This is a genomic window from Candidatus Paceibacterota bacterium (assembly GCA_035583355.1).
GTDB lineage: Bacteria > Patescibacteriota > Minisyncoccia > Phycocordibacterales > UBA6899 > JAJZQJ01.
On sequence record DATEZQ010000004.1, the window covers coordinates 1 to 19173 of the forward strand.

The following is a 19173-nucleotide window of genomic DNA, read 5'->3' on the forward strand; positions in this document are numbered from 1 at the left end:
GCGAAAAGCCGGCGATCCCGGCAAAAAGACCGGGGCCGTACCTAAGCTGTGGCGGCCAGCTTTGCGCTAGCGGGTGCGCAGCACCGCTCATTGCTGCGGAGCAGCGATGCGCAAAGCGATCTCTCACATATTAAAAGTCGCTTGCAAAGCAAGCGACTTTTAATATGTGAGAGAAAGAATTACTTCTTGCCCTTCTTAGCAACCTTCTTGACTGCCTTCTTAGCAACCTTCTTGACTGCCTTCTTTGCAACCTTCTTGACTGCCTTCTTGACAATCTTCTTTGCTGCCTTCTTTGCTACTGCCATAATATTTTTGAGAAGTGTGTACGATGATAATGAGCTTACGCTGACCACGAGTAAGCGAGTAGAGTTTCATCATGCATAGCACGCTGACACTCTTTACTTTATTATCCCGCACATTGTGCAATACAACAATGATGAAAACAATTTTCGTGTGGATAACTTTTGGAAATATAGAATTGAATTTTCATGTACGTGAATATATTTTTTTAAAAATAATTATTTTGTTTTCGATGAAAAAATATTTTTTGCGGAAATTTTATTCATTTACTTTTTTATATTCTTACGGTAGCTTGAAATGAGCATAGTACTTTCACTCACGGAGCACGTCATGCCCTACGCGAAAACGGTCATCCTTATCCGACACGGACAGACACCCTCAAACCTGACAGGGTCAATTCAGGGCCCTGATGAGCCACTTACGGACCTCGGCCGAGACCAGGCTGAGAAACTCGCAAACAGGCTTGCACGCTCCCCAAGACTGTATCCACTCAAAGCAATCCTAACGAGCAGTTTCGCTCGTGCAAAAGAGACCGCGCTAATCATTGGAGACAGGTTTCCCGGCGTAGCAGTAGTTCCATCCATGGTCTACCATGAATGCTTACACCCCTCGCGTATTCGCGGTCTACCCATCAATGATCCCGAGGTTGTGCGCACACTTGGCGAGTTCACAAAAAACTTTCACAATCCTGAGTATAGCTATGAGGATGGTGAAACATTCTCACAGCGCAAAGCACGTGCGCTCATCGCGCTCTCACAACTTGAGGACCATTACGGTGACTGCATTGCACTCGTCACTCACGGCGTGTTTGCAACCCATATCATCAATTGCATCCTCCACGGAGAGCAACTCACCTCTTACATGCTCGAACGTGCACCAATGATGTTCCCTAATACCGGTATTCTCAAACTTACATTTGGCGAGTACCACACCTTTAGTGGCAAGCGCACAGGATGGAGGATTCACCCCGGCGATGCAAGCCACCTTGAATAAAAACACAACGCACTTCGGTGCGTTTTTTGTTCCATTTAATACCACTTTTCTGTTCTATGCTATACTAAAGTAGAGTAAATATAATCATACAATTATATGACTGACTTATCCGAAATATCTTTCGTGCTCACCAAAATACTGCTTGCGCTTACTGCCCTAGCGGGAATTGTCGTGCTCGTGCTTACCACCATGAAAGCAAGACACGTGCGCGGCTCCCTTGCATTGATCATTGCAAGCCTTGGCACACTACTATGGTCTAGCACACTATTTGCAAGTCTATGGTTTTCGGGCCAAACAATTGATGTATCAATTTATGTCTTTGCGCTCTCCACCTCCTTCTGCTTCGCTTGGCTGGCATATGCTTATCAGTCATCCCTCAACACACGCAATGTAGTGTTGTTGGCAATACCCATATTTCTCTTCTTGGCATTTGCTTTTGTGCCGGGTTTCATGTTCAACGGATATTCATCGAGCCTAAATGGTTCCATTGAAACAAGCGGGGCGATGGGATATTTCATATTCCACATACTCTTTTACGCATATCTTATCCTCGCTTCAATTAAACTCATCTCGCGTAGAGCAATAACACGCAATGCAACACTGCGACAGCAATTTGAGTTCCTTTTGTTTGGCACGCTTGTTTTTGCACTCATAAAGTTCATCGCCAACATCATCCTTGGTGGTTTCTACGGTATCATCACCCTAAATCCTCTCATGCCAAGCGCGGCGCTTATACCACTATTTATCGCCTACGGAGTAGTGACGCAATACTACTTCATCGATCTCAAGTACATTCTTTATAGCTTCATAGGTAAAATTGCGCTTTTCCTCTTCTCGGGACTCACGTACCTCCTTGCACTCCTCTCCATTGGCGCACTTGCTCGCGGACACAATATCCTTACCTACCACATCGCCTTCCTTATTACGCTTCTTGCCTCATTAAAACTCGCACCCATACTCAAAAAGGAAGCAGTCCTTCTTGCGGCAGGACCTCGCGAGCGTGCATATAAAGATGCAGTGGATCGTTTTATACTCGATCTCTATGAGCAACAACACACGCCGATTGAAATCTCCAATGCCACCACACAGCTCTGCGGAGAAATTCTTAGTGCAAGCAACAGTCAACTTATCACTGAGGCCAATGGGAATGAGCGCGAACTTTTGCTTCTTACGAGTATAAGAATGAGCGGCGCATCGTTCCTCGAGGAATCAACGATTTTGCTACTCGAGACAACAAGCACGTCGGAAATAGGAGTTCCTTCCCCTCAGGAAAAATTCGGCGAAGAACTACGTAATATCTATGGTGCGGCACTCGTCGCGACCCTTTCGTCACAAGGCACACTTTATGGGCTCCTTATTCTCGGTGAACGAAAAGACGGTAGGGGCTATTCAAAACAAGACGTTGCTTTAGTGCAAAGTATATTACTCCCACTTTCATCTGCACTTGCTGAAGCTTCGTTTCGTACGCGCATCACACTCCTCACCCGATCGAGTGACAATGAAACGGGCAAGCTAAGAGAGAAAGTCTTCCAGAAGAACACAAAAAATATAATGCTGATCGAGGCACTGGAAAATAGCAGCCGTGAAGCCCTCAGACAAATCAGAAGCAAGGTTGATGCAATCAACCAATTTGGTCCAAGTGCAGTACATGCCGCACTCGAAACAGTAGAGAAATCCACCCTTGAAATTGAGCGTAGTGTTGCACGACTCCATACAGAGGTACTCAAACCAATCACCGAGCAAGCAGACCTTGCGCCACTACTTCACAAGCTCATAGAAGTCTATGGAGCACGATCACTGATTGAGCAAAGCCATCTCTCGTATGAACTTCCCGAGTCAATACCGGTCATTGGAGACCCACAACAGATATATGAAGCGATTGCACTACTGTTCCAGGCGGTCTTTACCAAAGACTGTTGCAAAGAAGAATATATTTCGTTCAAGGTTTCGCTCATGCCGAATACGATTGAGATTACCCTGATGCAAAAGTACAGTAGCGACAAAGAAATCGTTACAGAAACCGAGTGGACCAACCGACAAAAATGCCTCATGGCTTATGATAATCCTCTTGCAGAATCACTGATTAAGCGTAATAATGGCGTGCTCCGTGGAGAAATGACCGGAAATACCACAGCTGAAACACACATAACGCTCATCCGTGATATCGGCGAAGATCGCGGTGGCATGACCGAATAAAAACGCATACATTTACGGTATGCGTTTTTTCATATAATGATCGCGCAATGGGGGTTCAAAATGTTCGAGTGCATAGCGTAAGGCAGTTCGAGGTAATTTAGAAGCATATACGTCGAGAAACTTACACTCCTCATCACGACCAATGCGTTTCCCCACCTCCCTAAGCATCCACCCTATTGCCTTGTGCATAAGATCATGAGGGTCATCGATAAGCATGCGTGCAAGCATAAATATCTCCGCGCTACTTTTCTTCTCTATGAATGCGAGTGTTGCAATAACTGCAATACGGCGGTCCCAAAGTCGATCAGAAAGTGCGAGCTTAGTAAGTATTGATCTTTCGCGGTGGTGATTAAGAAGAAACGACCCTACAATACGAGATGCCGAAGTATCTACGAGATCCCAATTGTCGACAGCACTGCGCTTTGCTATATAAAATCGATATATGTCTCTCCTTGTCCGTTCATCACCATGCTCGAATTGTATGACCAAAATAATAAGCGCGAGCAATCGATCTTCATGAATTTTACTCATCAAGAGCTTCCCAATCTCATTAAGAGGAAGATTTGAAAATTGCTTTGCCACTTTCCTAGTATCAGGAACAGTCACCCCAATAAACACATCTCCATAACCGTATTCCCCTTTCTCTGTTTTAAAAAATCGTGCGGCACCAATCGCTCGCTCTACGCTTCTATACTGACGAAGTATTCTTTTTGCTTGCACTGCAGTTGTCATGTAACAATCATACCCAAAGTTACAAAGATACGCCAACTTGCTGATGTGATTTTCGCTTCACAGTGAACCAGAAACTGGTTTTCCACGAGAAGAGTTAGAGTAATCCACAAGTAAACTCAAAAATACCTTGACGGGTATCTCCAATAACCCTTTATTTATATGAATTATTTTAGATATATGAAAGTTATCCACATTACTAACATATTCCCCACATACATACATGTTACATATAGGTTACAATCTGTATAGGAGCTCTTCAAAAACAACTATAGGAGGCAATCATGCTCACTCTTCGTGCAATATTCCCCGGCGACCCCCTCTTCCCCCTTGTGCGGAGCTTTGTAAGCCGCGTGTACTCAACCAGATTGGAGGTTATCAACCCCGCAAACCCCGACGCATTTGCGGCACTATTTTTCCATGGCACTCCGATAGCGTGTGCGGGAATATTTAGCGCAGCGACACATAAACCTCTATTCTTCGAGAGGTTCTTCGATTATCCGATTCTTGAGGAGATTGACCCCACGGGGCCACGCGCCACTTTCGCGGAGCTTGGCGCACTAGCTATTGAAGCACCAGAAGCATTGTCGAAGCATGTGCAGCAGATTGCAGCACTTATCCTAATCGCAGCTTCACTAATCGCATATGAGGAGCAGATTACGCATCTTGTATTTATCGGAGACAGACTGCTTCCTCGTTTTTCGAAGCTATTTGGTGTCCCGTTTCACAATTTTGGACGGGTTGAACCACACAACATTGAGCCAGAGTTTAGAGCAAAACTCGAACGTTATTTCAGGGTTGGAAGAAATGCCTATACAGTACCCACCACACCCGTTAAACGGATCAAGAATGAAATTATGGATGGACTTATGGCTACTCTCGGTGTAATAGAGCATGAATCAATGCTTCCCCGTGTTGCCACGCTTGTCTCATAACCCACCCCCCGCTTCGGCGGGGGTTTCTATTGCTTCACCCCGGGAACTTATTCTATAGTTATAAAACGGTGAGTATCGGTATTGACCGTTACCGTTAATATGACATCATAGTATATAAGGAACACTTATGCTTACCTCCGAAACAATTTCCACCTTTCTTGCTGGGCAAAAGGCAGTTCTCCTCCTCACCTTGATTGTAAACATATGGGGCCTTGTTGCTCTTTATCGCAATGCAAGAAATCGGCCTTCTGATTTCGGTCTCGCATTCATGTTGCTTGGTCTGCTGGGATGGACCGGCAGTATTCTTGCGCTACTCTTGTTTGCGACACTACCTGCTGCACATATTGCATTCTTCTCGACAACAATGGCACTCACGGGCTTTGCTTGGTTTGCGCTCGTGTACCCCAGTGAAACATACAAAAAATACCACCTGCTTGCACTCGTCCCTGGCACCATCGTCGGGATACTTGCACTTATCCCGAATTTTTTCATAAACGGATTGAGCATCGACGCTCATGGTTATCTTTCACTCATCCGCAACCAAACACTTACATGGTTTTCGATCTATGTGATTATTGCAGGAACGCTGCCAACATACCTACTCTTTCGCAAAAAATTCACTGAACAGAACGTTCAGATGCGCCAACGCTTACACTGGATTGCAACTGCGTCACTCATTACTTTCACGGGGAGCTTCGTCACCAATGTACTTCTCCCAAATTTCTTTGACTTCCCCTATCTCAACAGTATTGGTCCTGCATTCTCAATGATGCTCGCAATGATCATCGTATGGATGACGTCGACTGAACATTATGTTGATTCAAAAAACGTATTTGGTATCATCACTGGACGACTTGCACTTGCCGCTGCGACGATCATCGTATTTTCAAGTATTTCAATGCTCCTTGCGCTCGGCAGCACTGAATCAGTCATCATTAACATCGTTGCAGCGTCTGCAACAGCACTCATTATTTTTGTTCTTGGTCCATGGATACGCAATGCTGGAGAATCACTCCTTCAGCAAAAAGAACGCCGACAACTCGCAGTGCATGGCAATACACGTGGACTCTTTGATGCACTTGCTCCAACAACAACTGTCGGTGAGATCATCAGTATACTTGGAAAGAAATTTGATGAAATAGCAACAGTTGAAATCCTTCTCGCAAGCAGAGCATCACCTGAGATTGCTACACATGTTGCGGCACTTGCCGAAATTCGCACCTGCACACTCAATCCCCCGACAACATATCTCATCGACGCATTGTCTGTTACGATGCCCCACGAAGCAGATCCTCATCGCATAGCTGTCTCTGCACTCGCAACAGCATTGGCTGCTCGTGTGATTGTGCCAATCACGCACCATCAACAGATTATTGGTATCCTTGCGCTTGGTCGCAAGAAAAACGGAAGCGGATACACAAAGCACGATGCGATTACACTTGCGTCGACCGCTCGCATGCTTTCTCCACTTCTCATTCGCGCCTCAATAATTGAGCAAGCTGATGAGACGGCAAGGACGCTCGAAGAGAACGTCGCCCTGCGTACTCACGCAATCAAACGTACACAAGAAGACGAACGTGATGTTGCGTATCGCCTTGCACTAATGATCACTCAGCCAATCGACGAGCTACGAGAATCCACCATTCTCACCAAGGAAAACTTCGAAACAGACATGGTGAAAATCGGAAAGACACTTGATGTTGTCTCTCAAGCCGCACAAGCATTGCTCGCATTTACACGAGCGAAAAGTGCCCCATTCACCCCCAGCAGAACATTCAACCTGAGCACGATGATTCGTGAGCTTGTCACGAGCTCGCAAGCGATTGCAAGCGATGCTGATGTCGAACTCCGCTATGAACTTACTGATAACATACTCATCCGCGGCAATGCGACGAGTATACAAAACACACTCGCTGCGATTATTGGTAATGCCTTCAATTATCTCGGGGCCACAAACCGAGCAGTGCATATATCTCTCTCAGCAAACGCAAGTCAAGCGATCATCTCAGTGAGCGATACAGGGATCGGATTCCCAGGTGATGTGATCGACCGTATTGGTACTCCATTTTTCAATGCACATCCACGCAGAGAGGTTGAGCAGGGTCTCGGCTTAAACCTTTCAATTGCAAGAGGAATCATCTTGCAGCATGGTGGCACGATAGTCGTAACCAGCCTGCACGAAAAAGGAACGACAGTGCGCATCGCACTCCCACTCTCAAAAGAAGAAAATTAAAAACCGCCTTTGCGGTTTTTAATTATAACCAAACTTGCGTATGTACCACGTCTTAATAAGTTGCGTGAGCAACATATACATAATCATCATACCTACAAGAATCGGCCAATAGAGTGCGGGTAGGCGCACTAAACCAAGATGTTTTGCAATAGGAGAAAACGTCAGCGCAATACCCGAAATAATAACCAATATCGTTGAGATGACGAGTGGTTTACTTGCCCAAGTCTGCAAGAATGGAATCTTTCGACTTCGAATCACATGCACAATGAGTGTTTGTGTAAGCAAAGATTCTATGAACCAACCAGTCTGCAAAAGCGCAGGCGCTTGATATGCATGGAATACGAACCACATCACCGCAAACGTCATATAATCGAATAGTGAGCTGATTGGCCCGATAAAGAGCATATATCGCCCCACATCACTGATGTGCCATTTACGTGGTTGCTCCACATATTCATCATCGACATTGTCCGTTGGGATCGTCGTCTGAGAAAAATCATACAGAAGATTATTCGCGAGGATCTGTACTGGTGTCATCGGCAAGAATGGAATAAGCACGCTCGCTCCAAGTACACTGAACATATTTCCAAAATTCGAACTCGCACCCATCTTAATGTACTTCATGATATTGCCAAACACCTTTCTCCCCTCAACTACCCCTTCACCCAAGACAGACAAACTCATCTCAAGGAGAATGATATCAGCGGACTCCTTTGAAATGTCGACTGCGGTATCTACTGAAATTCCGACATCGGCAGTGCGTAATGCAGGTGCATCATTGATGCCATCACCCATGAAGCCCACGACGCAATCATTTCTTTGCAGAGACTTCACAACACGTCGCTTGTGGTCAGGCAATAACTTTGCGAAGATCGTCGTTTGCACCACGACCTTATCAAGCTCTTCATCGGTCATTTTTTCGATCTGGCCTCCGAGTAGAATTTGCACGTCTCCGTCAAGGCCCACATCATGACAGATCTTCTTTGTCACGAGTTCATTGTCCCCTGTAAGGATCTTCACCGCGACACCGTACTTTGTGAGCTGCTTGATAGCTTCGGTTGCCGACTCTTTCGCTGGATCAAGAAATGCCATGAATCCAAGAAGTACAAAATCATGCTCATCATCTTTCGCGTAGACCTTCTTTGGATCAGTAATCTTGCGCTCGGCGACGGCAAGCACTTGGTATCCTTCGCTACTTAACTCACGTTCAAGCGCCCAGATCTTATCGGTGCTCACCTTTTCGAAATCATGCTCGACTCCATCAAGCATATACTTCGTACAAAGTGCGACGACTTCCTCTGATGCGCCCTTACAGAACATATACTGCTGATGCGCGGAATTTTCTACGATGAGCGAAACGCGTCTACGCTCAAAGTCAAAAGGCAATTCATCGACTTTCTTGAACTCTTCCTTAAGGTGTTCAATATTCTTATCTTTTCCATGTTTCAACACCGCCCCATCAAGGAGATTCTTAAACCCTGTCTGATAGAAGCTATTAAGAAAGGCGGATCGCAACACTGCATCGTTCGTCTCCCCATTAATATCGATATTCTTGATGAGTACGACTTCATTACGAGTCAATGTCCCGGTCTTGTCCGAGCAAAGGACGTTCATTGCGCCAAAGTTCTGTATTGAGCTCAGATGCTTCACGATGACTTTTTTCTTTGCCATTGCGATAGCACCCTTGCTCAGGTTCACCGTCACAAGCGCGGGCAGCATTTCCGGTGTAAGTCCAACAGCAACAGATACCGCGAATAGAAATGCTTCGCCCCAATCGTGCTTACTAAAGCCATTAATGATGAATACTAGTGGCACCATGATGCCCATGAAGCCCATCATGAGCCAGGTAAACTTACTTATTCCCTTATCGAAACTCGTCACCTCACGCTCTCCAACGATATCTTTCGCGAGACTACCGAAAAATGTGAGCCCTCCCGTGGCAACCACGATTGCACGAGCCGACCCGCTCTCGACATTTGAACCCATGAGACAGATGTTTTGGTACTCAAGCGGACTGTCGATCGTAGTACCTGAGGCAAACGTTGCATGCTTTTCGACAGGCAGGGCTTCTCCAGTAAGGAGGGACTGATTGACGAACAAATCCTTGCTAGTGATGATACGAGCATCTGCGGGCACGATATCTCCCGCATTGAGTTGAAGAATATCTCCAGGCACCACATGATCAATATTTATCTCTTGCTCAATTCCACCACGAATAACCGCACAGGTGGTATGCACCATTTTACGCAATGCCTGCGCAGAACTGTATGCCTGATTTTCCTGCACAAAGCGTATGGAAACACTGATGAGCACCATGCTGTAGATGATGACTGCAGTCGCGATGTCGGAGGTGAATACCGAAACACCACCGAGCACCAACAGAAGCAGCACCAGTGGATTCAATATAATCTTAAGCAAACGAATGGGCCAAACCCTGCGCTTTTCGCGCACAATGACATTAGTGCCGAATTTTTGCAGTAGCGATTTGACCTGTTTATTACTGAGTCCATTTTCACTCACTTCATGCTCCGCAAGCAGCGTTTCGATGGGGCGCTCCGCAGCGACGGTCAATGAATCGAGGATTTGTGGTTTTGGTTTTTCTCCAGCAACATGAGTGCGGAAAATCATTGAACGGATTTCATCAAAATAGTGGACTTTCATGGTAGTGCATGCGCTCAGCCTTCGCCGAATCCCTCTAATAATACCATGCCAGTATTCACCTCCAAGCACACCCAAAAACAAAAACCGGCGCAGAGGCGTCGGTTTTTGCTATTTATCAAGATCAAACACTTCATCGATGCGTACCTGATCAACAAATGACTTCACGTGCGATACGAGCACCAAGGCACCCTTATAGTCATGGAGTGCTTTTGCGATGACCGGAATATGGCGGAAATTAACGTGGTTCGTCGGCTCGTCGACGATAAGGACTCCCGGTTTCTGTAGGATAAGCTGCGCGAAGCAAACAAGAGCCTTCTGACCTTCTGAGAGTGATCGAATCTTCGTCTCTAGGACCGCACCTGAGAGCAATAGCCCGCCCGCAACCTGGCGAAGCTCCACGTCTACTGGCCTACCCACAAACGCACGCTCTAGGGCCTTGTAGACGGTTTCATCGGGGTCGAGGGTCGAGAAGTCTTGACGGTAATAGCCCACCCGAACTCCTGGAGCAAATTTCGCACCTTCAGACTTTCCGCTCGCAAGTGTCTCCAAAAGTGTCGTTTTTCCGATACCGTTTGGACCGACAAGCTGCAAGTGCTGATCCTTCTTGAGTATAATATTCGCAGTACGCTGCACTACCTTGTGATGCTTCATCATTGAAAACGCAGTAATCGTTAGCAACGGACCAGAGAGATCCTCCTGCGCTGGAATGACAAATTTTCGAATAGTACGATCCTCTTTACGGACATCGACTTTATTCTCCTCCATCTCCTCGATCTCATCACGCATGCGTGCCGCGAGTTTACGCATATTTCCCCCCTTCTGAGCGAAGAAGTTCACTTTCTCTTTATTCTCAGAGATTTTCTTTGCGAGGCGTGCATTTGCCATATTCTCCTTCTCCACTCGAGCCGCGATATCACGAACTACATTGTGGTAGTTTCCCACGTACTGCTCGATCTTTCTCGTATAGATGTCGAGATAGAGCACACCATCTGAAAATGCATTCAAGAAATCCGCATCATGGGAAATGACAAGCACCGTCTTTTCGAAGTTCCTGAGGAATTCAGTAAGATGTTCGATGCCTGCATGATCAAGGTTATTTGTCGGCTCATCAAGAAGCAGGATATCTGGATCCTGAATGAGCGCAGAAGCAAGCAAAAGTCTCGCCTGCTGCCCACCAGAAAAATCATTAATGATACGGTCGAGTGGCGCATGGAGATTCACTACCTCGAGCACTGCCTCGATCTTTGGATCAATATCATACACTTTATGCGCGAAGCACTTTTCAAAAAACTCTCGCACCGTAAGGTCTAGCTCTTCGCGAGGAATCACTTGACGTGCAATCGCAACCGACATACCACGACCGATATGCACATCACCCTCCTCAGGCTTGAGTCGTCCTGTGATGAGGCCAAAGAGCGTACTCTTCCCCCCACCGTTCTGTCCCATCAAAGTGATCTTCGAACCTCGACGTACGGAAAAAGAAACCTCACTCAAGATCGGTTTATTGTGTGCGTATTCAAATGTCACTTCATCAAAGCGAAGGACGACTTCATTGGATGCCATAGTAGAAAAAGAAAATCCCTTGCGGGGTTATTCGTATGCGCATTGTAGCACGAAAGGGGCATAAAGTAAAGTAACACGCATACCGAAAGTGGCATGCGTGCGACTATATCTTCCTACTATCATATGCCCAATGTAAGAGCGCCTGGCGCTGACGCTTGCGACAACCAAGGTCGCCTACTCTGCAATTCTGCGCAATCTGCGCGAGATGGCGACGCATCGCTTTCCAGCGCTTGATCTGGAGTGCATCCTCGTCAGGAATTCTTCGCCCCATATAATAACGGCAATACCATTGAAACCAACCACGTGGATCATGCTGCTCATTTATCCAACCTTTCTTTCGCCACTCAACAAGCTCCTGACTTGCACGTACCCCAAAATAATTCAGTGACGGACTATTGCCAGGAACTCCTATGGGATGGAGGCGCGCTCTCATAAACCAACTTTTTGGAAATTCGTTCACACAATCGCGCATATAACGACCACCAAAAATCCCAAGTGCGAGCATTTCACGCGGAGAGAGATCCGGCTTGAATTCTTTATCGAACTGTTTGCCTACGGGCGCAGTACGTACATAACGATAACCATTCTGCATGAGGTCTCGCACGATCACTTCATTATTTTTTTTCATAGGTATATACAGAAAAGCGGCCAAGGGCCGCAGTTCATTTACTCAGAAATCACTCCATCAAAATGCTCGTCATCATCCTCCGCTGCAGCTTTCGTATGATGTACTGTTCCATCGCGATGATGTGGGGGCATATACAATGAGTAGAGCTTTAGTGGCCCTGCTCCTGTATTGATTACATTATGCTTTGCACCCTTTGGGACAATCACCACACTCCCATCACTGATCGCATGGGGTTCATCATTGATAATCACCTTACCTTCTCCCTCTTCAATGCGGAAGAATTGGTCATTCTCTTCATGAATCTCCTCTCCAATCTCAACACCACGAGGGAGTGCCATCAAGACAAGCTGACCATTATGACTTGTATAAAGTACTCGACGAAAATCTTCGTTCTCTCGAGTAAGCTCCTCGATATTTGTTATATAGCCTTTCATAGAGATATTGTAACACAGCGCGAGGTGTATAAAAAAGCGACCAGAGAAATCTCCTAGCCGCCTCTAGAAACTAATACAATTCGGGATTTTGAAGATGAATAAGCGCCAGGCGAATCGCCTGCATCATGTATTCCGAGCGTGTAACGTGCCCCTTGGTGAGTACACCGATTGCTCCTCCGCGATGCCCGAGCTTCGGATCATCAGTAAGCCCACACTCGTGAAATGCTTTATTGAGATCCACTCCATCTTCGTGCACCATATCCACAACCTTCGAGGGACACTCGAATGCAGATGACAGTCCAAGATGGAACGCATGTCCGTCATAGAGCACACACGCTGTCGTGACCATCATTCCTGACTTCGCAAGCGGGACAGGAAAGAGTCCGCTCTCAAGCCCAACCGCAATTCCATTTGCGGTATAGGCTTCACGCGCGCGATTCCGCGCACCAACAATAATCTCCTCGAGAGATTTCGGTTGCTCGGAAACACCCGATTGCACTGCGAACGAATGTACTGCACAGTCGCGATACTCTTCGTATTCAGACAATACCGCAATCAAGGCGTTGGTTTTCGTTGGATTCGTAGAGCCGATGGCAAAACGCATAGATTCTCCAATGTGTTTCTAGCTGAACTATACTCGATTTTACCCAATAATCAATATCAAAGAATCAGGTGCCTGAAACGGATTGACTTGGCAAGACAACAAAAATGAGCACGCCGAGCGCGAGAACATACAAAAGGAATGTGAAGACCAGCCCCCAGAATCCCAATCGCTCCTGATTGAAACGGGCAAGGAAAAACATGAAGATACACCAGAGTGATACAGGAGCGATGAGCCAGTAGCTGAGTCCTACATAGAGCCCCGTAATGATTGTAAGAAGCGATGAGAGCACGAGTAATGAACCAAAAAGAAGAAATACCCCAGACCGCCCCGAAAATGCACTCCCCCCTTCCTTGTGTAGCTCTTCTCTCATATCATGCTCTATTATTATACTTATATGCTTCTATTATAGCACGATGGGTGCAAGCTGCGTTTAGCTCTCCAATAACCCTTACACCTTGCCGAAAACGTCTAAATAAAGCATAATCTCATCGATGCAGAAATATCTTCGATTTGCTGGAATAACGGTAGTGCTCCTCTTTGCCCTCATCGGCTTTGTTTTTACGGTCGTCTTCGTCGGGATGCAGTTTGGAGCATTCAACGTACGCGGCTCTATCAAGGAGCGCAATGATTTCTTTCAAACAGGTACCACAAAGAAGGAAGCTCTGACAAGTAACAGCACAAGCACTCAAGCGGTCGAGCCTTCATGCGTAAACGGTGACACTGTTTGTGCCTGGAACGAAACTCGCGAATGGACTGCGGTGTCCGGAGGTCTTGCAAAAGATCAAGCGATTATCAACAAGGTAGCGAAAGCCACCGGCGTCTCACCGCGCCTCATCGCCACTATCGTTGTCCCAGAGCAGACCCGCTTCTTTACTGCAGAACGCGAAGTCTTCAAACGCTACTTCGAGCCACTCAAAATCCTTGGCTCACTGTCGAAATTCTCTCTTGGAGTCTCCGGTATAAAACAAGACACGGCGCTTTTGATCGAGCAATATGCGAATGACCCCACCTCCCCTTTCTACCCTGGAGACGCGTACGCCCCACTCATTGCATATGAAACTGGCGTCGACCACGACAAGGTACTTTATGATCGACTCACAGACGCAAAAAATCACGAATATTCTTACCTCTATACGGCACTTTTTGTGAAGGAGATTGCGACACAATGGAAGAATGCAGGATTTGATATCAGTAACAACCCAGGAGCCATTGTCACTCTCTTCAATATTGGTTTCAAAAAATCCCGCCCGAACGCGAACCCCCAGCTCGGAGGCGCTGAGATTATCACTGGCGGAAAGACCTATACGTACGGGGAGCTCGGAAGTTTATTCTTTAGCTCTGCAGAACTAAGAAAGGAGTTCCCAAATTAAAAACCAGCGCCGCTGGTTTTTAAAATCCTCCCCTATGTCTCTCTTCGATTTTAATCTTTGACTTCTGCACCGCTGCATCAAGGTCGATATTATAATTATTAGCCACTGTAGCAAGAGCAATAAGCACATCCCCCATTTCCCCCTCAAGATCCATGACCTCATCCTTCCGATCTTTATACCCGGAACTTTTGCGAATAGCCTCCGCCATTTCGCCGAGCTCCTCAAAAAGATAAAGTAATTGCAAGTGTGGATCTGGCCTTGTATTTGAGTGCTGCTCCCAGTCCGTCCGCACCCACTGTTGTAATTCAAGTATTTGCATATCATTAGTATACAACAAAAGCCCCATAGGGGCTTTTGTTGTATTAACGACGCATTATCTGTCTCATCACCTTCTTAAATTGCACCACCGCTCCATGAGCAACACCTGCACGCAAAAGGTGAAAAATAAATGCAAAAATCACGAATAAACTTATCCACTCCCCCTGTCGCCAAATGGGAACATTTATCCTAGGCGCGACAACCACCTCTCTGACATTGCCCTCTTTATCAATCGCTCGAATATATATAGGTCTATCAACTTTTTGCCGCTTTAGAAGATATGGGCTCTCTGCCCGAACATACAAACCAAACAACCCTTCGCGAATCTCATAATGGTCCACACCCAATCCTTTATCCTGCGTCTTGAATACGATGAAGTGCTTACCATCATAGATATTATGATCGTTTGCAATGATCGGAGTAAAGTCCTCTGGCGGCTCTACATCTAGTTGAGTCATCTTTGCCGGAGCAAGGCTCTCTCCTTCAACAACAAGCGAGAGCGCCTGCATATCGAGCGCACTTGGACTACCACTGCCATCATTTTTATAGAGGCGTGCCCCACGAATAGAAATCGTATGTGTACCGACTTTCTTTGCCTTCATACGCAAGGCGAAGAGTTTCTCATTGTTTCCCTGGAATCCCCCCGGAGTCATTCCTGCAAATGTAATGACCCCAGGTGACACCTCATGGGGAGACTCAATCCAGAAGTTAATTCCTGAATTACCCTCATAAATATCCATGCTCTCAAAAACTGTAGCATCATAAATGATCTGACCATCTACTGCGTTTGAATCCTCGCCCGCATCAAGCAACACAGTAAGGATGAACTCGTCACGGTGACGCACTACGGGGCTTTCTTGCCTTAAATGTAATGCATAAGCAAAAACATATCGAGGAGCGAAGGCTATGATTAGCGCAAGGAGCACATATATGTATTTTTTGGTTTTCATATATTGATGGATTTGATTATGCAGTCCAGCGATACACAAGAATACTGAAATCCACAATATTCACCACTCCATCTTTATTGAGATCAACACTTGCGGGTGGAATAGGATTTTTATACCAATAGAGCAAAATGGATAGGTCGACTAGATTCACTCTGCCATCACAGTTCACGTCAGAAACTTTACACCCTTTCGTATCTTCGAGTACTTGCGCACTTATAGCCGACGAAAAAATTGAGAAATCGACACTACGAGAAAGGCCGCTAAGATCTTGCCCCTCTATTGTGTAGAGTCGTAGCACATGTGCACCCGGAAAAAGTAGGGATGTATCAATTTTTACTGCATATTTTCCCTGCTTATCAACGCGTGTCTTCAAATCTACGGCGGTGTTGCTATCAATCAAAGCATAAAGCAACGCGCCAGGTATGGCATTGCCCGAGAGTATCAATGGCTCTTTCTTTTTCACATGCTCTGACGCAGGATACAGTGACGGTGCGATAGCAATGCCACTCACCTTAAGTACTGCTCCACTACCTACATTCACTGGAAATCCCATAAGTGGAGATTGAACACCTTTTTCATCAAGAGCATATGCTGCGAAGATATAGTTTCCGCTGGAAAGCCCTGAAATAGTCGTCTGAAAAACACCCTCGGCGTTCGTTATTGTTGTTGCAATCGATTGACCATCCTTAAGCAGGGTCACTGAACTACCAGGATATGACCTCCCCATAAATGCTACTGTTGCGGTGGTAACCACGGGAGCGCCACCGCCTCCTCCACCACCACCTCCCGATGGAGCATGTGTTGAGCAGTTCAAAGTATTCTGAGTACACACACTCGTACACGTGAGGATACCCGACGCATATCCCAAAGAGGCGCATGTAGCGCCTCCGAGGTTTGCTCCATCGCACTGTTCTCCTGGCCCAATAACACTATCACCGCAGCCAGGTACGGTTGCGGTGATCTGTACTGCTATCGCCTGACCAATACGAGGAGTGATGAGCGTAACGAGAAGAGCAAGAAACAAGAATGTTCTTGATCGGTTATCCATTATATTTGCAAAAACAAAACAGTACTATTTTTGATTTGTCGCTGCAGCAATGATGTTTTTCTTATACTGCAGAAGAATAAACCTGAGCACAACAATCACCAGAAATACACAAACCATGAGCTGCCAAGGAAATACAAAGAAATGATATGTAGCTACGGCTGTTTGCGGCACGTCTCCCCACGCGAGGCTCAAATCGGCGGTGTACCATCCAAAATGAAAATCAGAAAGCTGTAATAAAGCAAGACTGAAGAATCCTCTCTCCTCATTTGAGACTTCATTGCCCCAGGCTACCGAGAAACGACGAGGACTTCCTGGGAGCACGCTACCCTCTCGCTCATTAGCAAGCAACTTTGCAGTAATACTGCGGAAGGAATTTTTAATAACAATATCTCCCTTCGGCACCACACGATCCCCACCCTTATTATTGAAAACATATTCAAGTGTCACAGGAAGCATTGTAAAGAAGCGTTGCGCCCCCTTACCACTGAAGCCAGAGAGTCCTGCTGCTTGCTCGACATCACCGTTGACTGAGAGAAGCACGAGTACTCCAACTTTTCCTCCGATAGAAACATCTCCAGGGTTACCTGATTTTGGTTGCTCGGTTCCGAAGAATTCTGCAGCGAAATACCCTCCTGGCTTAGCAGACTGTGGAATAGTGATTGTGAATGGAACCTTCACGCGCTCACCAGTGGCAATTTCGATTTTTGCATCTGAAGTCATCCAGGTCGCAAGACCATCCTTATTTCCAATGAAATATGGAGCCCCGGTATCTCCTCGTGATTCAAAGTTTTCGAACGACGTATAGAATGTCTTTCCTTCCTGCTGCTCATTATAGATTTCCATCTCCCCCTTGAGAGTCTGTCCAGGATTACCACGAATTTCAATGCGCGTCGGCGAGACGGTCAGTGCGGAGGCAGATGCAGCAAAACTAAATGCTGCAATCAGCGCTATGGTTGTAATAACTGTTGTTCTCATAAATTTATGCTGGTGTGCGTGTTAAGCGTAGTGAACTAGAAGTTCGCCGTTGCTGCGTAGTTGATGGTAGATGTATATGTTCCCGCTGGTGTCGTTGCATCGATATTTGCGATGTAGTGGATACCGTATGTTGCTGCAGCAACCGATCCTGCAGTTGATGCGATAGTGTCACCTGAGTTGAATGCCCATGTTGCACCACCTGCGTAAGGAGCGGCAACGGTACCCGTACCACTGTTGAGTGTTGCACGGAGACCGAACTGCTTGGTGTTTGGAGCAGATGCGACAGCAGCAGCACCGATACCTGTGATGGTATTTGCACCGTAGGTCAACGTTGAACCATTGACCGTAAGTGTGTAGCCATTGGCAGCATTGGTCCCCACTGAGACCGTATGTGCCTCAGCGTCTGCAGCAACTCCGCCTGATGTATTCGCAAAGCGAGCGTTAGCAGTCGTGAGTGTTCCGAAACCAACAGCATTCTGACTTAAGCTGAATGTCAAAGACTGTGGAACAATTGCAGAAACCTGAACAGTATCATCATTCAAAATGTTCACGGTTGTAGTACCCACGTCACCGAATGTGCCACCGACTGCAACAGTATACGATGCTGCGGTGCCTGGATTGATCGCATTAGTGTTCGGAAGAGTGATGATCACCTTATCATTTGGTGCAAGTGCTGCAGTACCAACACCATCGGTTGGAGTAGTGAGCGTCAGTACGTTATTCTGAGCACCCGAGAATACTGCTCCCCATGCGGTAGCACTTGGAGCTGCAAGCAAAGGCTCTGAAGCCTCGAGTCCTGTCGATGCACCATGAGTAAAGGTGATACCAGTGATTGCTTTGCCGGTAAAGTTAAAGCCTGGATTCTGGTATGTAATCACAATCGTCTGTCCTGCCACGGCCTCACCAGAAGGTGTAGTGAACTTAATTGTACTTGTTGCGGTCGTGCTTATCTTTGCTGAAGAAAGAGCAACCGACGTCGACAAAAGTTGTGCCGCCGACGCAATATATGGTGCCCCTGCAAAAGAGAGCAACACAGCCACAAGGACAATTGGGCTTACGAGGGCTTTATTGAATTTATTTATTTTCATCTTTGTTGTGCAAATATAATTGATATGCAAATGCAAAGCATTTGTATCTATAGGCATATTGTAACACGTAACCCATCACAAATTACAAAGCTATCCCCAGAAATATGGATATTTCGTAAATGTTACACCTATCCTTATACAACCAAAA

The 19173-nt window shown here is 46.3% G+C and carries 18 protein-coding genes; 5 read left to right on the forward strand and 13 right to left on the reverse strand.

What is annotated here, in order from left to right; all coding sequences use genetic code 11:
- Nucleotides 1–179: 179 nt before the first annotated feature.
- A complete protein-coding gene (locus VJ579_02690) occupies nucleotides 180–305 on the reverse strand; it encodes a hypothetical protein (protein ID HXK37948.1) in 126 nt (41 codons plus the stop codon).
- 325 nt (nucleotides 306–630) lie between these two features.
- Between VJ579_02690 and VJ579_02695 the strand changes: the two genes are divergently transcribed.
- Both VJ579_02695 and VJ579_02700 read left to right on the forward strand, forming a co-directional pair.
- On the forward strand, nucleotides 631–1293 hold the full coding sequence (locus VJ579_02695) for a histidine phosphatase family protein (GenBank protein ID HXK37949.1): 663 nt from the start codon (nucleotides 631–633) through the stop codon (nucleotides 1291–1293).
- Nucleotides 1294–1389: 96 nt separating this feature from the next.
- Nucleotides 1390–3489 carry a hypothetical protein gene (locus tag VJ579_02700; GenBank protein ID HXK37950.1) on the forward strand — a complete coding sequence of 700 codons (2100 nt, stop codon included), beginning with the start codon at nucleotides 1390–1392 and terminating at the stop codon, nucleotides 3487–3489.
- 12 nt (nucleotides 3490–3501) lie between these two features.
- Here VJ579_02700 and VJ579_02705 read toward each other — a convergent pair whose 3' ends face one another.
- A complete protein-coding gene (locus VJ579_02705; protein ID HXK37951.1) occupies nucleotides 3502–4221 on the reverse strand; it encodes a DNA alkylation repair protein in 720 nt (239 codons plus the stop codon).
- 281 nt (nucleotides 4222–4502) lie between these two features.
- Here VJ579_02705 and VJ579_02710 point away from each other — a divergent pair, with 281 nt between their 5' ends.
- Nucleotides 4503–5153, forward strand: a complete 651-nt coding sequence (locus VJ579_02710) for a thermostable hemolysin (GenBank protein ID HXK37952.1) — start codon at nucleotides 4503–4505, stop codon at nucleotides 5151–5153.
- Between the two features lie 127 nt (nucleotides 5154–5280).
- A complete protein-coding gene (locus tag VJ579_02715; GenBank protein ID HXK37953.1) occupies nucleotides 5281–7386 on the forward strand; it encodes an ATP-binding protein in 2106 nt (701 codons plus the stop codon).
- A gap of 18 nt (nucleotides 7387–7404) precedes the next feature.
- Here the strand turns inward: VJ579_02715 and mgtA are convergent, their stop codons facing one another.
- The 6 genes from mgtA to VJ579_02745 all read right to left on the reverse strand — a co-directional run bounded on the left by mgtA (nucleotide 7405) and on the right by VJ579_02745 (nucleotide 13646).
- Nucleotides 7405–10047, reverse strand: a complete 2643-nt coding sequence (gene mgtA, locus VJ579_02720) for a magnesium-translocating P-type ATPase (GenBank protein ID HXK37954.1) — start codon at nucleotides 10045–10047, stop codon at nucleotides 7405–7407.
- Nucleotides 10048–10155: 108 nt separating this feature from the next.
- Nucleotides 10156–11610, reverse strand: a complete 1455-nt coding sequence (locus VJ579_02725) for an ABC-F family ATP-binding cassette domain-containing protein (GenBank protein HXK37955.1) — start codon at nucleotides 11608–11610, stop codon at nucleotides 10156–10158.
- A 103-nt stretch (nucleotides 11611–11713) separates the two neighbouring features.
- Nucleotides 11714–12238: a hypothetical protein gene (locus VJ579_02730; GenBank protein HXK37956.1), complete on the reverse strand. Its 525-nt coding sequence runs from the start codon at nucleotides 12236–12238 to the stop codon at nucleotides 11714–11716.
- 38 nt (nucleotides 12239–12276) lie between these two features.
- The gene (locus VJ579_02735; GenBank protein ID HXK37957.1) at nucleotides 12277–12672 is read right to left on the reverse strand and encodes a cupin domain-containing protein; all 396 of its coding nucleotides are present in this window, start codon (nucleotides 12670–12672) and stop codon (nucleotides 12277–12279) included.
- A gap of 70 nt (nucleotides 12673–12742) precedes the next feature.
- The gene (locus VJ579_02740; protein ID HXK37958.1) at nucleotides 12743–13276 is read right to left on the reverse strand and encodes an inosine/xanthosine triphosphatase; all 534 of its coding nucleotides are present in this window, start codon (nucleotides 13274–13276) and stop codon (nucleotides 12743–12745) included.
- Nucleotides 13277–13340: 64 nt separating this feature from the next.
- The gene (locus VJ579_02745; protein ID HXK37959.1) at nucleotides 13341–13646 is read right to left on the reverse strand and encodes a hypothetical protein; all 306 of its coding nucleotides are present in this window, start codon (nucleotides 13644–13646) and stop codon (nucleotides 13341–13343) included.
- A 121-nt stretch (nucleotides 13647–13767) separates the two neighbouring features.
- Between VJ579_02745 and VJ579_02750 the strand changes: the two genes are divergently transcribed.
- Nucleotides 13768–14646, forward strand: a complete 879-nt coding sequence (locus tag VJ579_02750; protein HXK37960.1) for a hypothetical protein — start codon at nucleotides 13768–13770, stop codon at nucleotides 14644–14646.
- Between the two features lie 19 nt (nucleotides 14647–14665).
- Here the strand turns inward: VJ579_02750 and VJ579_02755 are convergent, their stop codons facing one another.
- The 5 genes from VJ579_02755 to VJ579_02775 are packed head-to-tail and all read right to left on the reverse strand — an operon-like array spanning nucleotide 14666 to nucleotide 19082.
- Nucleotides 14666–14965 (reverse strand): MazG nucleotide pyrophosphohydrolase domain-containing protein, encoded by a 300-nt coding sequence (locus tag VJ579_02755; GenBank protein HXK37961.1) that lies wholly within the window; start codon nucleotides 14963–14965, stop codon nucleotides 14666–14668.
- Between the two features lie 43 nt (nucleotides 14966–15008).
- On the reverse strand, nucleotides 15009–15914 hold the full coding sequence (locus VJ579_02760; GenBank protein ID HXK37962.1) for a cohesin domain-containing protein: 906 nt from the start codon (nucleotides 15912–15914) through the stop codon (nucleotides 15009–15011).
- 16 nt (nucleotides 15915–15930) lie between these two features.
- The gene (locus VJ579_02765; protein ID HXK37963.1) at nucleotides 15931–16962 is read right to left on the reverse strand and encodes a dockerin type I repeat-containing protein; all 1032 of its coding nucleotides are present in this window, start codon (nucleotides 16960–16962) and stop codon (nucleotides 15931–15933) included.
- Nucleotides 16963–16986: 24 nt separating this feature from the next.
- Complete coding sequence (locus tag VJ579_02770) at nucleotides 16987–17937, reverse strand: hypothetical protein (GenBank protein HXK37964.1); 951 nt, start codon at nucleotides 17935–17937, stop codon at nucleotides 16987–16989.
- 35 nt (nucleotides 17938–17972) lie between these two features.
- The gene (locus VJ579_02775) at nucleotides 17973–19082 is read right to left on the reverse strand and encodes a hypothetical protein (GenBank protein HXK37965.1); all 1110 of its coding nucleotides are present in this window, start codon (nucleotides 19080–19082) and stop codon (nucleotides 17973–17975) included.
- Nucleotides 19083–19173: the final 91 nt, after the last annotated feature.

Excerpts from the sequence above, each read along its gene's own strand:
- VJ579_02765 (HXK37963.1), bottom strand. The coding sequence starts at position 16,962 with ATGGATAACCGATCAAGAACATTCTTGTTTCTTGCTCTTCTCGTTACG.
- VJ579_02695 (HXK37949.1), top strand. The coding sequence starts at position 631 with ATGCCCTACGCGAAAACGGTCATCCTTATCCGACACGGACAGACACCC.
- VJ579_02690 (HXK37948.1), bottom strand. The coding sequence starts at position 305 with ATGGCAGTAGCAAAGAAGGCAGCAAAGAAGATTGTCAAGAAGGCAGTC.
- VJ579_02700 (HXK37950.1), top strand. The coding sequence starts at position 1,390 with ATGACTGACTTATCCGAAATATCTTTCGTGCTCACCAAAATACTGCTT.
- VJ579_02735 (HXK37957.1), bottom strand. The coding sequence starts at position 12,672 with ATGAAAGGCTATATAACAAATATCGAGGAGCTTACTCGAGAGAACGAA.
- VJ579_02710 (HXK37952.1), top strand. The coding sequence starts at position 4,503 with ATGCTCACTCTTCGTGCAATATTCCCCGGCGACCCCCTCTTCCCCCTT.
- mgtA (HXK37954.1), bottom strand. The coding sequence starts at position 10,047 with ATGAAAGTCCACTATTTTGATGAAATCCGTTCAATGATTTTCCGCACT.
- VJ579_02715 (HXK37953.1), top strand. The coding sequence starts at position 5,281 with ATGCTTACCTCCGAAACAATTTCCACCTTTCTTGCTGGGCAAAAGGCA.
- VJ579_02725 (HXK37955.1), bottom strand. The coding sequence starts at position 11,610 with ATGGCATCCAATGAAGTCGTCCTTCGCTTTGATGAAGTGACATTTGAA.
- VJ579_02760 (HXK37962.1), bottom strand. The coding sequence starts at position 15,914 with ATGAAAACCAAAAAATACATATATGTGCTCCTTGCGCTAATCATAGCC.
- VJ579_02740 (HXK37958.1), bottom strand. The coding sequence starts at position 13,276 with ATGCGTTTTGCCATCGGCTCTACGAATCCAACGAAAACCAACGCCTTG.
- VJ579_02730 (HXK37956.1), bottom strand. The coding sequence starts at position 12,238 with ATGAAAAAAAATAATGAAGTGATCGTGCGAGACCTCATGCAGAATGGT.
- VJ579_02705 (HXK37951.1), bottom strand. The coding sequence starts at position 4,221 with ATGACAACTGCAGTGCAAGCAAAAAGAATACTTCGTCAGTATAGAAGC.
- VJ579_02745 (HXK37959.1), bottom strand. The coding sequence starts at position 13,646 with ATGAGAGAAGAGCTACACAAGGAAGGGGGGAGTGCATTTTCGGGGCGG.
- VJ579_02750 (HXK37960.1), top strand. The coding sequence starts at position 13,768 with ATGCAGAAATATCTTCGATTTGCTGGAATAACGGTAGTGCTCCTCTTT.
- VJ579_02775 (HXK37965.1), bottom strand. The coding sequence starts at position 19,082 with ATGCCTATAGATACAAATGCTTTGCATTTGCATATCAATTATATTTGC.
- VJ579_02755 (HXK37961.1), bottom strand. The coding sequence starts at position 14,965 with ATGCAAATACTTGAATTACAACAGTGGGTGCGGACGGACTGGGAGCAG.
- VJ579_02770 (HXK37964.1), bottom strand. The coding sequence starts at position 17,937 with ATGAGAACAACAGTTATTACAACCATAGCGCTGATTGCAGCATTTAGT.